The sequence below is a fragment of the Streptomyces boninensis genome (assembly GCF_048572725.1).
Lineage (GTDB): Bacteria > Actinomycetota > Actinomycetes > Streptomycetales > Streptomycetaceae > Streptomyces > Streptomyces boninensis.
Genome location: NZ_CP183837.1, coordinates 7,727,736 through 7,741,556 on the forward strand (window position 1 = coordinate 7,727,736; position 13,821 = coordinate 7,741,556).

At 70.7% G+C, this 13,821-nt stretch carries 11 protein-coding genes; 7 read left to right on the plus strand and 4 right to left on the minus strand.

Annotation, left to right across the window (positions count from 1 at the left end):
* The first annotated feature begins 83 nt into the window (after nucleotides 1-83).
* Genes ACNNMR_RS35195 through pip form a run of 3 tightly spaced genes read left to right on the plus strand, consistent with a single transcriptional unit; the run spans nucleotide 84 to nucleotide 3,399 of the window.
* A complete protein-coding gene (locus tag ACNNMR_RS35195; RefSeq protein ID WP_419998755.1) occupies nucleotides 84-1,394 on the plus strand; it encodes a hypothetical protein in 1,311 nt (436 codons plus the stop codon).
* Nucleotides 1,395-1,411: 17 nt separating this feature from the next.
* Nucleotides 1,412-2,413, plus strand: coding sequence for a transporter substrate-binding domain-containing protein (locus ACNNMR_RS35200; protein ID WP_419998756.1), 1,002 nt, complete (start codon nucleotides 1,412-1,414; stop codon nucleotides 2,411-2,413).
* Between the two features lie 23 nt (nucleotides 2,414-2,436).
* Entirely contained in the window at nucleotides 2,437-3,399 is a 963-nt protein-coding gene (gene pip / locus ACNNMR_RS35205; RefSeq protein ID WP_419998757.1) for a prolyl aminopeptidase, read from the plus strand.
* A 1-nt stretch (nucleotide 3,400) separates the two neighbouring features.
* On the opposite strand, the gene ACNNMR_RS35210 is transcribed toward pip, so the two are convergent.
* Nucleotides 3,401-4,651, minus strand: coding sequence for an MFS transporter (locus tag ACNNMR_RS35210; RefSeq protein WP_419998758.1), 1,251 nt, complete (start codon nucleotides 4,649-4,651; stop codon nucleotides 3,401-3,403).
* A 377-nt stretch (nucleotides 4,652-5,028) separates the two neighbouring features.
* On the opposite strand from ACNNMR_RS35210, the gene ACNNMR_RS35215 reads away from it, so the two are divergent.
* The 3 genes from ACNNMR_RS35215 to ACNNMR_RS35225 all read left to right on the plus strand — a co-directional run bounded on the left by ACNNMR_RS35215 (nucleotide 5,029) and on the right by ACNNMR_RS35225 (nucleotide 9,976).
* Entirely contained in the window at nucleotides 5,029-7,476 is a 2,448-nt protein-coding gene (locus tag ACNNMR_RS35215; RefSeq protein ID WP_419998759.1) for a GH92 family glycosyl hydrolase, read from the plus strand.
* Nucleotides 7,477-7,565: 89 nt separating this feature from the next.
* Complete coding sequence (locus ACNNMR_RS35220; protein ID WP_419998760.1) at nucleotides 7,566-8,318, plus strand: hypothetical protein; 753 nt, start codon at nucleotides 7,566-7,568, stop codon at nucleotides 8,316-8,318.
* Nucleotides 8,319-8,365: 47 nt separating this feature from the next.
* Nucleotides 8,366-9,976 carry an AMP-binding protein gene (locus ACNNMR_RS35225; protein WP_419998761.1) on the plus strand — a complete coding sequence of 537 codons (1,611 nt, stop codon included), beginning with the start codon at nucleotides 8,366-8,368 and terminating at the stop codon, nucleotides 9,974-9,976.
* Between the two features lie 7 nt (nucleotides 9,977-9,983).
* Here ACNNMR_RS35225 and ACNNMR_RS35230 read toward each other — a convergent pair whose 3' ends face one another.
* From ACNNMR_RS35230 to ACNNMR_RS35240, 3 genes are all read right to left on the minus strand, one after another.
* Entirely contained in the window at nucleotides 9,984-10,175 is a 192-nt protein-coding gene (locus ACNNMR_RS35230; protein WP_419998762.1) for an acyl-CoA carboxylase subunit epsilon, read from the minus strand.
* Between the two features lie 99 nt (nucleotides 10,176-10,274).
* Nucleotides 10,275-11,789: a DHA2 family efflux MFS transporter permease subunit gene (locus tag ACNNMR_RS35235; RefSeq protein ID WP_419998763.1), complete on the minus strand. Its 1,515-nt coding sequence runs from the start codon at nucleotides 11,787-11,789 to the stop codon at nucleotides 10,275-10,277.
* Between the two features lie 11 nt (nucleotides 11,790-11,800).
* A complete protein-coding gene (locus tag ACNNMR_RS35240; RefSeq protein ID WP_419998764.1) occupies nucleotides 11,801-12,376 on the minus strand; it encodes an RNA polymerase sigma factor in 576 nt (191 codons plus the stop codon).
* A gap of 254 nt (nucleotides 12,377-12,630) precedes the next feature.
* On the opposite strand from ACNNMR_RS35240, the gene ACNNMR_RS35245 reads away from it, so the two are divergent.
* Nucleotides 12,631-13,821: an aminotransferase class I/II-fold pyridoxal phosphate-dependent enzyme gene (locus ACNNMR_RS35245; protein WP_419998765.1), complete on the plus strand. Its 1,191-nt coding sequence runs from the start codon at nucleotides 12,631-12,633 to the stop codon at nucleotides 13,819-13,821.

Here is a 13,821-nt window from a genome sequence, read left to right on the forward strand (position 1 = left end):
CGGACGCATCCGTACAAGCATCCGCACAGGTGGGAGTGCCCGCGCAGGCCGTTCCGGAACGGCGGCGAGGACGAGCGCAGGCGGTGGCTTCCGCGGTACTGGGGATCGTCGGGACGGGTTCCCCGCCGGCCCGGTTGCGGCTGGCCGGACTGATCATGGCGCTGGTGACGGTGCTCTTCGGAGCGCTGCTGGCCACGGCGGTGCTCGATCGCCAGACGGCGGCCGACAATGTGGCGCAGCAATCCGCGCCATTGGCCGCGGACGCGGCGGAGATATACCGCTCGCTGGCAGACGCGGACGCCACGGCGGCGGCGGGCTTCCTGCGGGGCAGCGAGGAGTCCCATGCGGACCGCGTCGCCTATGAGGCGAATATCCGTACCGCCTCCAGGCTGCTCTCCAAGGCGGCGGCGCGGACCGGCGACTCCTTCGCCGCGCAGCGGCAGATCGCCATCCTGAACAAGGAACTGCCCGGCTACACCAGCTTGGTGGAGGCCGCCCGCTCCGCGAACCGCGAGAACAAGCCGGTCGGTAACTCCTATCTCCGGTACGCCTCCGAGCAGATGCGCTCCACGATGCTCCCGGCGGCCGAGGACATGTACCACGCGGAGACCCGGCGCATGGCCGAGATCCGCGACGATGCCACCGCGCCGCCCTGGGCGGCGTACGGCGCCGGACTGCTCGTCCTCGCGGTGATCGGCTTCTACTCGTACCGGCTCTTCCTGGCCACCAATCGGATCCTCAACCTGGGTCTGGTGGCGGCGGCCGGCGCGGTGCTGGTCTCGTTGGTCTGGCTGACGGTCGGCCATTTCATGGCCAGCTCCTCGCTGGAGGACTCCGATACGCATGGCTCGGCTTCCGTGCAGTTGCTGACCCAGTCCCGGATCGCCGGGCTGAAGGCGCGGGGCAACGAGAACATGGCGCTGGTGGCGCGCGGGGAAGGTGCCGCGTATTCCCGGGAGTTCGACTACTGGGCGGGCGCGATGGACGACCGCGACAAGGGGCAGCGGCTGATGCAGCGCTCCGAGCAGCAGGCCGAGGACCGGGCGGGGCAGGACATGGTGGCGGATGCCTGGGCGGAGCTGAAGGACTGGAAGAAGCTGCACAACCAGGCCCGTAAGCAGGATGACCGCGGCGACTACGACGCGGCGCTGGCCCGCACGATCGGCGGGAAGGCGGACGGGGAGACCGTCAAGGACACGACTGAGCGCAGCTTCGCCGCGATGGACCGGAAGCTGGCAGCGGCGGTGGAGCACGAGGAGGCGCAGTTCCAGGAGCAGGCCGAGAGCGGACGCGGCGCGCTGTCCGGACTGCCGGTCGGTGGTGCGGTGTTGTGCCTGCTTGGTGTGGCGGGCGCGGTTCTGGGGATCGGCAAGCGGCTGGCGGAGTACCGGTGAGCGGCGGGGGTGACGGTATGAGGGACGACGGAATGAGGGTCCGGCGGCGCGTGGCCGGGGGGTGGACCGCGGTGTGGCTGACCGCCGTCGCTCTGGTGGCGGTGCCCACGATCAGCGGCGCCGCGCCGCAGCAGGCGTCGTCGGCGGGAGGGCGTGCCGCCGCGCCGGCGGCGGTGGCCCCGCAGCAGGGCACGGCCGCAGGGGAGGACTGCGACACCAAGGTGAGTCCGGACCCGAAGAGCGGCAGCAAGAACGGGCCGGCGGTCAAGAAGATCAAGGACCGCGGCAAGCTGATCGCCGGGGTGGCGCAGAACAGCTACCTGTGGAGCCACCGCAACGCCAAGGGCGACCTGGCGGGCTTCGACATCGACCTCGTCAAGGAGCTGGCCGACGCCCTTCTCGGCGACCCCGAGGCGGTGGAGTTCCGTACCGTCCCGATCGACCGCCGCCAGCAGGCCCTGGAAGACGGCGAGGTGGATGTGCTGGTGCAAACCATGCCGATCACCTGCCGGGCCCTCAAGGGCACCCCGGAGGAGCCGGCCGTGGACTTCTCCAGCCCCTACTTCGAAACCGGACAGCGCGTGCTGGTCCCGGAGAAGTCCAGCATCACCGGCTTCAACAGCACCCTGAAGGGCAAGACGGTCTGCACCGCCTACGGCTCCAGCGGCTACGAGCTGCTCAGCGGCCAGGGCCAGGAGAAGTACGGCGCCTGGATGCGCGCCCGCCCCAGCGCCCTGGACTGCCTGATGCTCCTCCAGCTCTCCCGCGTGGACGCGGTCCTCACCGACAGCGGCCTCGCCGCGGGCATGGCCGCCCAGGAGGACGGCAGCCGGCTGGTCGGCCCGCAGACCGGCAAGGATTCGTACGGCATCGCGGTGAAGGACGGGTCGGACGACCTGCTGCGAGCGGTCAACGACACCCTGGAAAAGGCCGGCAAGAACGCCTGGCAGAACAGCTACGACGAGTGGCTGCGGGGTTGGCTGGGCCCGGCGGAGCCGCCGGCGCCGCAGTACGGGTGAGGCGATCGCTACGCTGTCGTCGCATGACCAGCTCATATGCGCCGTACGAGCCATACGACCGCGGGATGCTCGACACAGGTGACGGAAACCGCATCTACTGGGACGTCTCCGGAAATCCCCACGGCAAGCCCGTCGTGAACCTGCACGGCGGGCCAGGCGCGCCCGGCGTCCCCAAGCCGGTGCGCGCCTGGGACCCGGAGCGCTTCCGCGTCATCCGCTTCGACCAGCGCAACTGCGGGCGCAGCACGCCGCATGCCTCCGATCCGGCGGCGGACATGAGCCTCAACACGACCGAGCACCTGCTGTCCGACATGGAGCTGCTGCGCGAACACCTGGGCGTGGACCGCTGGCTGGTCAAGGGCGGCTCGTGGGGCGCGACACTGGGCCTGGCGTACGCCGAGCGCCATCCGGAGCGGGTCACGGGCATGATTCTGATCAGCATGATGACGTCCCGTCGCTCGGAGATCGACTGGCTGTACCGCGGCGCCGGCCGCTTCGCCCCCGAGGCCTGGCAGCGCTTCCGCGACGGCGTCCCGGCGGCGGACCGCGACGGCGACCTGCTGTCGGCGTACGCGCGGCTGATGGAGGACCCGGACCCCGCGGTCCGCTCAAAAGCCGCGGCCGACTGGATGGCCTGGGAGGACGCGGTCCTGTCCGTCGCACAGGACGACACCGCACCCGACCACCGCAACGAGGCATCCGCCGCGGACCAGGCATGCGTCCGCATCTGCGCGCACTACTACAGCAACGCGGCCTGGCTGGACGAAGGCGTCCTGATCCAGCGGGCAGGGCAGCTGGCCGGGATCCCCGGCATCATCATCCAGGGCCGCCAGGACCTCGGCTGCCCACCGCTCACGGCCTGGGAACTGTCGCAAGCCTGGCCGGACGCGCGCCTGGTCATCGTCGAGGACGCCGGACACGGCGGCAGCCCAGCCATGGGCGCCGAGATCCAGAAGGCCATCGAGCAGTTCGCGGACCGGCCCTGACTCAGCGGTTCGTTGCCCACCAGCCCGCCGCCAGAGCCGTCATCACCAGCGAGGCTCCGGTGGTGAGGGCGAATCCGCCGTCTGCGCCTGCCACGTCCACCGCGTGGCCGGCCAGTGCGGCGGCGGCTGCGGAGCCTGCGGCGCTGGCGGAGTTCAGCCAGGTCAGGGCTTGGGTTAGGGCGGCGCGGTGGACGGTCGCCTCGGTGAGGAGCGAGAACAGGACCAGGAGTGGTGGGATCATCCCCTCCACCAGCGCCGCCGCACCGGCCAGTTGCAGGGGTGATTCGGCGAGCAGCAGGAGTGGGGTACCGGCAGCCAAGAGGCCCGCTGCCACCGGGAGTTGGGTGGATGGCGCGGCCTGCCACCGGCGTAGCCCGTACAGCCAGCCGGCCAGCAGGCCGCTCAGGCTGCCGGCTGCGAAGACCGCCGGGGCGGTGGTGGTGGCGTCGTGGTCCAGCATGAAGGCCGTCATCGAGACGCCCATGGCGCCGAAGTGCACGCCGATGGCGAGGTTCAGCGCGACCACCAGCGCGAAGCCGGAGCGTAGCAGGCTGCGTCCGGCGCGGGTGCGTTCCACCGCATCGGTGACGGTTGGGGGAGCGGTGCGGCTTTGAGCGGCCAGGGACAGGCCACTCACGGTGATCAGGGTGGTGGCAAGAGCGGTGGCGGCGGCGGGGCGGTCGAGGGCGCCGAGTGAGGTGACGAGCACCGGGCCGATCAGGAAGGCGGTGCCGTTGGCCAGGGATTCGAGGGAGAAGGCGGTGGGGAGGGCCTGCGGGCCCGGCGGGGTGGTCAGGTCAGCGGTGCCGGAGTCCGGTCCGGCGGGCTTGTGTTGACGTAGCAGCGCCGCCCAGCGCGCCGCCGACAGCGCCCCCAGTTGCGGTACGGCGGCGCCCGCCAGCGCCCCGCAGGTGGCCAGCGTCCACCGCGGCGCCGTCCCCGGCACCAGCAGCAGCGCGCTCACCGCCGCGGCGTGTGTCAGTACGGCCGGTGGCAGCACCCGCACCTGACCGAAGCGGTCGATCAGGCGGGCCAGTTGCGGTCCGGCCAGCGCCTCCGCGACGGCGAAGGCTCCGGTGACCAGGCCGGCCGCGGCGAAGGAGTCCGTGCGTTGGTGGATCAGCCAGACCAGGCCCAGGCCCGTCATGGCGAGGCCGATGCGGCCTGCGGTCGCGGTGAAGTAGAAGGTGGCGGCGCCGGGCATGCGCAGCAGGGCCCGATACCCCGGTTGTGTCGGGGGTGCGGTGTTCACGGATATACCGGAATTCCCCGGGCGGCGGGGCGGACCGCGGCGGGGTCGCCGGTGCCCGGATGGTGCAGGAAGGCTGCGAAGCCTGTGCAGCCTGCACCGGGAAAATGCGACCCGCGGTCGACGCCGGAGCCTTTCCACCTCGGGTGCGGCGCGGGGACACGCGCGGTCGCACCGGCTCCGTCACCGTCCGGTTGCTTACTCGTCAGCGGCGGCCCGGGCGTGCGCCCGAACGGTTGGAGTGTAGCGGGCGCCGATCGCCCAGCCGACACCGCGAGTTCACCGGCATCCCCTTGGCACCGCTCCGGCCGCCCTGCTAGCTTCCGCCTGACAACGTTGCCAAACGGTGCTGTCCGCCCGGGATCGGAGCCCGCACGATCATGTCGACCAGCTCAGCGCGCAGGCCGGCCGGGCAGCGAACCCGCCTTGTCCTCAGCGGACTTGCCCTCGGCGCGACCGTGGCGGCCGTCCTTCCCGGCCCCGCGGCCCAGGCGGCGGCCCCGGCGCCCAGCGACGCGGCGACCGCCGTCTCCCACCCCACCGACTACGTCGACCCGTTCATCGGCACCACCAACGGCGGCAACACCTACCCGGGAGCCACCCGCCCGTACGGCATGATCGGCTGGTCGCCCACCTCCACGAAAGGCGACCAGACCAGCACCGGCGCGGCCAACGGCTACGAGTACAACGTCACGCGCATGCGCGGCCTCAGCCTCACCCACGTCAACGGCGCCGGGTGCAATCCGGGCGCGGCCGGTGATGTGCCGATCATGCCGTTCGCGGGAGACGTCACGTCCTCACCCACCGCCGACACCAAGGACGAGACGTACGCCGCCAACTTCTCGCACGACAACGAGCGCGCCGAGCCCGGCCGTTACGCCGTCCGCCTCGACTCCGGCGCCGGTGCCGACCTCGCCGTCGGCGAGCGCTCCGGCGTCGCCGACTTCAGCTTCCCCGCGGGCAAGCCCGCCAGCCTGCTCTTCCGTACGTCCAACTCCCTCAACGGCAGCGAGGACGCGCACACCGAGATCGACCGCAAGAACCGCAAGGCGACCGGCTGGGTGAAGACCGGCGCCTTCTGCGGCCGCCGCGCCAATGGCGGCACCAACAACCGCAAGAGCTACTACAAGCTCTACTTCTCGGCGTCCTTCGACCGAACCTTCGCCACCACCGGCACGTGGCGCGACGGCGACGTCTCGCCCGGCTCCACGTCCGCGGACGGCGGCGAGGGCTACGCCACCGGCGCCGACCGCGCGGGCCGCGGCTCCGGCGGCTGGGTCGGCTTCGATACGGGCAGCGACCGCGACGTTCGGATGCGCATCGGCATCTCCTACGTCAGCCGGTCCGGCGCCGAGGACAACCTCCGCCGGGAGATCTCCCCGCGCGCCGACGTCGACGACATCGCCTCCGGCGCCCGCGCCGCCTGGGACCGCGAGCTGCGCTCCGTCCGTACCACCGGCGGCACCGACGCCCAGCGCACCGCCTTCTACACCGCGCTCTATCACTCCCTCATGCAACCGAACCTGATCAGCGACGCCGACGGCCGCTACCCGGGCATGGACGGCGCCACCCACCGCCTCGCCCGCGGGCAGGGCGCGCAGTACAGCAACTTCTCCGGCTGGGACCAGTACCGCGCCCAGATCCAGCTGCTGGCGCTGCTCAAGCCCCGTATCGCCGGGGACTTCGCCCAGTCGCTCTACAACTTCGCGCGGCAGAACGGCGGCGTCTGGGACCGCTGGGTGCACATCAACGGGCCGACCCACGTCATGACCGGCGACCCGACGGCGGCCACCCTGGCCACCTTCTACGCGATGGGCGTACGCAACTTCGACTACGAGGGAGCCTTCGAGTCCCTGGCCCGGCAGGCCACCGTGCCGCACGAGGACGGGTGGTCGGATGCCGGCTGCCCCGGGCAGTGCGAGGGCCAGCGCCCAAATCTCGCCGAGTATCTGAGGCTCCATTACGCGCCTCAGGACACCTGTCACTGCTGGGGCGGCGCCGCCGAGACCCTCGAGGACGCCGTCGCGGACGACGCGCTCGGCCGCTGGGCGAAGCTCCTCGGGCGGGACCGCGAGGCCGCCTACTTCGCGGAGCGCGGCACCTGGTGGCGCAATGTCTACGACCCCGACGCCACGGATGGCGCCGGCTACATCCGCGCGCGCAACGCCGACGGCTCCTGGGTCGCCCCCTTCAGCCCGGGCAGCGACCTCGGCTTTGCGCAGGGTACGAGCGCCACGTACACCTGGATGGTGCCGCAGGACGTCCCAGGGCTGGCGGCCGCCATGGGTGGGCGGGCCCGTGCCGCCGAGCGGCTCGACGCCTTCTTCCACAAGCCCGACGGCTCATGGTCGGTCAAGGGCGGCGACCCCTTGCGCTACGACCCGACCAACGAACCCGGCATCCACGCCCCATGGCTCTACAACGCCCTCGGCCAGCCGTGGAAGACGCAGGCGACGGTCCGCGAGATCGTGAACACCGTCTACGGCACCGGCCCGGCGGGGCTGCCCGGCAACGACGATCTCGGCACGATGTCGGCCTGGTACGTCTTCTCCGCCCTAGGCATCTACCCGCAGACCCCCGGCAGCGCCAACCTGCTCCTCGGCACCCCGCTCTTCCCGCAGGCGCTGCTCGACCGGCCGGGCGGCACCGACATCAGGATCTCGGCGCCGGAGGCCGATGCGGAGCATGCCTACGTGTCGGGGGTCAGGCTCAATGGCCGTAACCACGACAGGTCTTGGGCCGGCTCGGGCCTGACCTTGAAGGGCGGCTCGCTCGACTACCGGCTGGCTACGCAGCCGGACCGGGACTGGGCCACCGACCTGCCGTAAAGGCGGATACTCGGCTCCGCGTCCACGGCTACCGGCCGCCGTGCCTGAGCATCTAGGGTCGGATGACCTGGACGCGACAGGGGTGTGAGATGACCGGCACGGTGAACGGCGGGTCGCAGGTCCGTACGTATCGCGGATCGGTGGGGCTCAAGGTGGGCATCGGTGCCTTGCTCAGCGTTATCGCAGGTGCGCTGGCATTTTTCGCCGTGCTGCTCGTGAGAGTGGCCGAGGCGCCGTTCGTCTTCGCGCTCCCGTTCGCCGCGCTCGCGGCCGTCACGCTCGCGCTCATGGTCGGGTTCGTCAGAAGCGCGACCATTGTCGAGCAGGACCGGATCACGGTCCGGGACGCCGGGACCCGCAGCGTGGCCTGGCGCGACATCACCGCCATCGCGGTCGAGGAGAACTTCATCGGAGGCGGCAAGACCGCGGAATGCATCGCGGTCTACACCCGCGACGGCCGCCGGCTCGTGCTCCCCAACATCGCCGGCATCCCCACCCTGTCGGTGCAGCAGGAGGCACAAGCCATCCGTGCGACGTGGGAGCGGCGGCGCGGCGAGGACTGGACTCCGCAGCCGGCCGCCGTCGAGGCGGGGAAGGAGCGGGCCGCGGCAGGGCAGCGGATCGAGGCGTCGATCGTGGGCGCCATGGGATGCGGGTACACGGCAGTGCGGATCACCGTATTCGGCATTCTTGTCCTCGGCGTCATCGCGCTGGCCAGTGGCAAAGGCGGCGATCTGCCGGAGATTCCCTGGTGGGTCTTCGCCGCGGTGATCGGCGGCGTGGCCGTGCTCCCGCTCCTGGTGGTCCTCCTGGCCGGCCTCATCCGAGGCAAGCGCAGGTAACATTCCCGTCTCTGACGTGAGTTGGACGCCCACGAGGAGGACCACGCATGAGCGCCCTCTCGTACGCATCGGGGACCGGCACCACCCCGCTTCTCGGTGACACCATCGGCGGGAATCTCGACCGTGCCGTAGCAGCCTTTCCCGGGCGGGATGCCCTGGTCGATCTGCCGAGCGGCCGGAGATGGACGTACGCCCAATTCTCCGTAGCCGTCGAAGAGGTGGCGCGTGGGCTCCTCGCGTACGGAGTCGGCAAAGGCGATCGGGTCGGGATCTGGGCGGTCAACTGCCCCGAGTGGGTGCTGGTCCAGTACGCCACGGCGCGGATCGGCGCGGTCATGGTCAATATCAATCCGGCGTACCGGGTGCACGAGCTGGAGTATGTGCTGCGGCAGGCCGGGGTGTCGGTGCTGGTGGCCTCGACCGCGTACAAGACGAGCGATTACCGGGGGATGGTCGAGGAGGTCGGGGGGAAGTGTCCTGAGCTGCGCCGGGTGGTCTATATCGGCGATCCCAGCTGGGATGAGCTCGTCGCCGCCGCGGCCGAAGTGCCCGCCGAGGCCGTCAGCGTCCGGCAGGCCGAGCTGTCCTGCGATGACCCCGTCAATATTCAGTACACCTCGGGCACGACCGGCTTTCCCAAGGGCGCGACGCTGTCGCACCACAACATCCTCAACAACGGCTACTTCGTGGGCGAGACGATCGGCTACAGCGAAGCCGACCGGATCTGCATACCCGTGCCCTTCTATCACTGCTTCGGCATGGTCATGGGAAATCTCGCGGCCACCAGCCACGGCGGCTGCATGGTGATCCCGGCGCCGTCCTTCGACCCGGCGGCCACGCTGCGGGCGGTCGAGCAGGAGCGGTGCACGTCGCTGTACGGCGTGCCGACGATGTTCATCGCGGAGCTCGGCCTTGCGGACTTCGCCTCGTACGACCTCGGCTCGCTCCGTACCGGCATCATGGCGGGCTCGCCGTGTCCGGTCGAGGTGATGAAGCGGGTGGTCGCCGAGATGCATATGGCCGAGGTGTCCATCTGTTACGGGATGACCGAGACCTCGCCCGTGTCCACGCAGACGCGGATCGAGGACGACCTGGAGCACCGGACGGGGACGGTCGGCCGGGTGCTGCCGCACATTGAGGTGAAGGTGACCGATCCGGCGACCGGAGTCACCGTCCCGCGCGGTGCGTCGGGGGAGTTCTGCACGCGCGGGTACAGCGTGATGCTCGGCTACTGGGATCAGCCCGAGCGCACCGCCGAGGTGATCGACGCCGGGCGGTGGATGCACACCGGGGACCTGGCGGTGATGCGTGAGGACGGGTATGTGGAGATCGTCGGGCGCATCAAGGACATGATCATCCGGGGTGGGGAGAACATCTACCCGCGGGAGATCGAGGAGTTCCTGTACGGCCACCCCAAGATCGCCGATGTGCAGGTGGTCGGGGTGCCGGACGCCACGTACGGCGAGGAGATCCTCGCCTGCGTCATCCTCCGCGAGGGGGTGGCGGCGCTGACGCTCGACGAGGTCGCCGGCTTCTGCCGCGGGCGGCTGGCCCACTACAAGGTGCCGCGGCGGCTCGAGGTGGTGGACTCCTTCCCGATGACGGTCAGCGGGAAGGTCCGGAAGATCGAGCTGCGGGAGCGGTACGCGGACGCCTAGTGACGGCCTACGCCGCGATCCGCCAGGAGCCGCCCGCCCGGGGCGCCGCGGGGTGGCTCCAGCGGGCCAGGGGGATGACGGGTGCCGGGGTCTCGTGCGTCTCGGTGCGCTGCAGGAGTGCGGACAGGACGGCCGTCACGGCCGCCAGCTCCTCCGGGGTGGGGGAGCCTGAGATGACCTTCCACAGGGTTGCTTCCACTGGAGTGCCTCCGGGTGGGTGTCGGGCTAGTAGGGAAAAGAGTTGGGCGGCCGGTCCCAGGGGGACTGAGGACCGGCCGCCCGGTTTACGGGGCCGGGGTCAGGGGACCGCCGGCACCTGCTCGGTGGCGGGCTTCTTCGTGTCGACCGGCGCGGTGGACTGCGCCGGACCGGCCTCGGTCGCCGCGGCCTCCGCGGCCGCCGCGGCTTCGGCCTCCGCCGCCTCCGCCGCCGCCCCGACAGGCCGCAGCCCGCCCGGGATCAGCATCGAGGCGACCGCCGCCGCGAGGAGTACGACCGCGCCGACCCACACCGCGGGGATCACGCCGTCGACGAAGTGCGTCGGCGTCTCGTAGCCGCCGTTCGCGGCGAACACCGCGGCCAGCACGGCCACGCCGAGGACGCCGCCGAACTCGCGGCCCGCGTTGTTCACGCCGGACGCGATGCCCTCCTGGTCGCGGCGGACCGAGGAGAACACCATGTTCACCACGGGCGCGTAGAACAGGGACATGCCGACGCCGAGGATGGCGAAGGGGGCGACCAGGGCGCTGTAGCCCACGGTCGAGGTGGCCACCATGGCGAACCAGCCGAGGCCGATCGCCTGCAGCACGAAGCCGATGGCGAGGATGAGCCGGCCGCCGAAGCGGTCGGACAGCGCGCCCGCGATCGGAGCGACGACCATCGGCATCGCGGTCCACGGCAGCGTCCTGATGCCCGCCTCCAGCGGCGAGTAGCCCTGCGCGGTCTGCAGGAACTGCGCGATTAGGAAGATCGCGCCGAACATGCCGAAGTACATCAGCACCGACGCCAGGTTGGTCATCGAGAAGGCCCGGCCGCGGAACAGGCCGAGCGGCAGCATCGGGTGCTTGGTCCTGTTCTCCCAGGCCAGGAAGGCCGCGATCAGCACGCCGCCCGCGATGAAGCCGGTCAGCACCTCGCCCGAGGTCCAGCCGATCGCGCCGCCGCGCACCAGGCCCAGCACCACGCCGAACAGGCCGAGGCTGAGCAGTGCGGTGCCGGTCAGGTCCAGCTTGGCCTGCGAGCCGCGGCTCTCCGCGAGCCAGGCCTTGGACAGGGGCACCAGGACGATGCCGAGCGGCACGTTGATCCAGAAGATCCACTGCCAGGACGCGCCCTCCACGATCGCGCCGCCGACCACCGGGCCGAGCGCGATGGCGAGGCCCGCGACCGCGCCCCAGGCGCCAAGGGCGGCGCCGCGCTTCGCGGGTGGCACGGCCGCGGAGAGGAGAGTAAGGGTCAGGGGTACGACGATCGCGCCGCCGATGCCCTGCACGGCGCGGGCGATGATCAGCTCGTTCGCCGTGTCGGACATGGCCGCGGCGGCCGAGGCCACGGTGAAGATGGCCATACCGATCATGAACAGCCGGCGCCGGCCGAAGCGGTCGCCGAGTGCGGATCCCGTCATCAGGAAGACGGCGAACGTCAGCGTGAACGCGTTCACCGTCCACTCCAGTTCGTCGAGCCCGGCGTTCAGGTCGTCCCGGATGGCGGGCAGCGCCGTGGTCACGACGAGGTTGTCGAGGGAGGTGATGAACATCGCCACGGCGGCGATGACAAACGTACGGACTGGATGGCCCTGTGTCTGGGCACTCATGGTTCGTCCTCTCACATGTCGCGCAGGAAATCCCTGGCTTGCCGGAGAATGCGGTTACGGGTGGGGCCGATGGAGCCGCGCGGAATCGCGAGCGCCGCGCTGATGGCGTCGTAGCTCATGGGTGGATCGCGGAGCAGCATCCCCAGGAGCGCCTGATGCCGGTCCGGCAGCTGCCGGAATGCCTTCCGGGCGAGATCGCCCTCCGCTCTGCTGAGCACGGTCTCTTCCGGGGTGGCCTGATGGCCGGTCTCGTGGGTGAAGGCGGAGAGGTCGTCGACGAGGTGGTACTTGCCGCCGGTGCCCGACACCCGGAGCGCCTCGCGGCGGGCCGTGGTGACGATCCAGGCGCCCAGCCTGGCCGGGTCCGCGATCGCGCCGATGTGCTCGAGGACGCGCAGCCAGGTGGCCTGGCAGACGTCCTCGCAGTCGGCGGGGCGCAGCCCGTGCGAGCGGGCGACGGTCCAGACGACCGGGCGGTACCTCTGGATGAGGCTGGCCCACGCCGTCTGATCTCCGGCGAGGCAGGACGCCACCAGCTCGGCGGCGGGCCCGTTCGCCGGGACCAGGACCGGGGTCGTACCGGCCACGTCAACTCTCCTTCCGTCTCCCCACGGGGGCCTGGTGGGACTTGGTGAATCCCTTGTCCCACAGCCGGGTGGCACGCCACTGGACCGCTGGTCGCCCCGGGCTTTACGCGGGAGTAGCGGCTCGGCGGGCGGGAGCGAAACGGCGTGCGGAGCCCGTATCCGTGCGCCCTTTTGCGCGCTCTGTCGGATGACGGTCGCTCCGCCCGTCCGGCTCGCCCGAGGCGGGCGCGACGCTCCGAGAGGGGAATTCACGAATGATCACGGATGAGTACGCCCGGACCCTTGCGTCCGTCAACGACCGGATTCGGGACCTCAAAGGCAGCGGCCTCTATACGTTCGAGATGCCCTTCACAGCCGCTCCCGGCGGCCGGTCGGAGATCGACCACCGCGAGGTCATCATGCTGACCAGCGGCAACTACCTCGGTCTCGCCGGACACCCGGAGATCAACAAGGCGGTCAAGGAGGCCCTGGACACCTACGGCTCAGGCGCCTGCGGCGCCCGGCTCAACAACGGCACCACCGTGCTGCACCTGGAGCTGGAGGAGAAGCTCGCCGCCTGGATGGGCACCGAGGCCGCCATCACGTACAGCTCCGGCTACATGGCCAACCTCGGCACCATCTCGGCCCTGTGCGACAGCGACACCATCGTCATCACCGACCAGATCAACCACATGAGCATCCTCGACGGCTGCCGGCTGGCCGAGGGCCAGGTGAAGATCTTCGCGCACAACTCCATGGAGAAGCTGGAGTACGTCCTCCAACGCAACGCCGACGCCAAGAAGAAGTTCGTCGTGGTCGACGGCGTCTACTCCATGGACGGCGAGATCGCGCCGCTCGACGACATCCACCGCCTCACCGAGCAGTACGGCGCGATGCTCATGGTCGACGAGGCGCACGGCACCGGCTTCCTCGGCGAGACCGGCCGGGGCACCGGCGAGCACTTCGGCATCATCCCCGACATCAGCATGGGGACCTTCAGCAAGACCCTCGGCGGCGTCGGCGGCTTCATCACCGCGAACCACGACATCGTCGAGTTCCTGCGCCACTCGGCGCACGCCTACATGTTCAACGCGAGCCTGCCCGCGCCCACCGTGGCCGGCGTGCTCAAGGCCCTGGAGCTGATGCGCCGCGAGCCGTGGCGCACCGAAAAGCTCTGGGAGAACACCATGCGCTTCCGCTCCGGGCTCATCCGCCTCGGCTTCGAGGTGATGGGCAGTGTCACCCCGGTCATCCCGATCCTCATCGGCGACGACGAGACCGCGCTGCGCATGTCCCAGGAGCTGATGGCCGACGGCCTCTACATCTCCGGCGCGATCTTCCCCGCCGTGCCCAAGGGGCGCGCCCGGTTCCGGGCAACGGTGACCGCCGCGATGACGACCGAGGACGTCGACCGAGCCGTCCAGCTCCTGGGTGACGCCGCCCGGCGGCACAACGTACTGGCCTGA

What these genes read in the sequence shown, in the direction of transcription:
- ACNNMR_RS35200 (WP_419998756.1), top strand. Translation starts at nt 1,412, where the DNA reads ATGAGGGACGACGGAATGAGGGTCCGGCGGCGCGTGGCCGGGGGGTGG.
- pip (WP_419998757.1), top strand. Translation starts at nt 2,437, where the DNA reads ATGACCAGCTCATATGCGCCGTACGAGCCATACGACCGCGGGATGCTC.
- ACNNMR_RS35215 (WP_419998759.1), top strand. Translation starts at nt 5,029, where the DNA reads ATGTCGACCAGCTCAGCGCGCAGGCCGGCCGGGCAGCGAACCCGCCTT.
- ACNNMR_RS35220 (WP_419998760.1), top strand. Translation starts at nt 7,566, where the DNA reads ATGACCGGCACGGTGAACGGCGGGTCGCAGGTCCGTACGTATCGCGGA.
- ACNNMR_RS35225 (WP_419998761.1), top strand. Translation starts at nt 8,366, where the DNA reads ATGAGCGCCCTCTCGTACGCATCGGGGACCGGCACCACCCCGCTTCTC.
- ACNNMR_RS35235 (WP_419998763.1), bottom strand. Translation starts at nt 11,789, where the DNA reads ATGAGTGCCCAGACACAGGGCCATCCAGTCCGTACGTTTGTCATCGCC.
- ACNNMR_RS35245 (WP_419998765.1), top strand. Translation starts at nt 12,631, where the DNA reads ATGATCACGGATGAGTACGCCCGGACCCTTGCGTCCGTCAACGACCGG.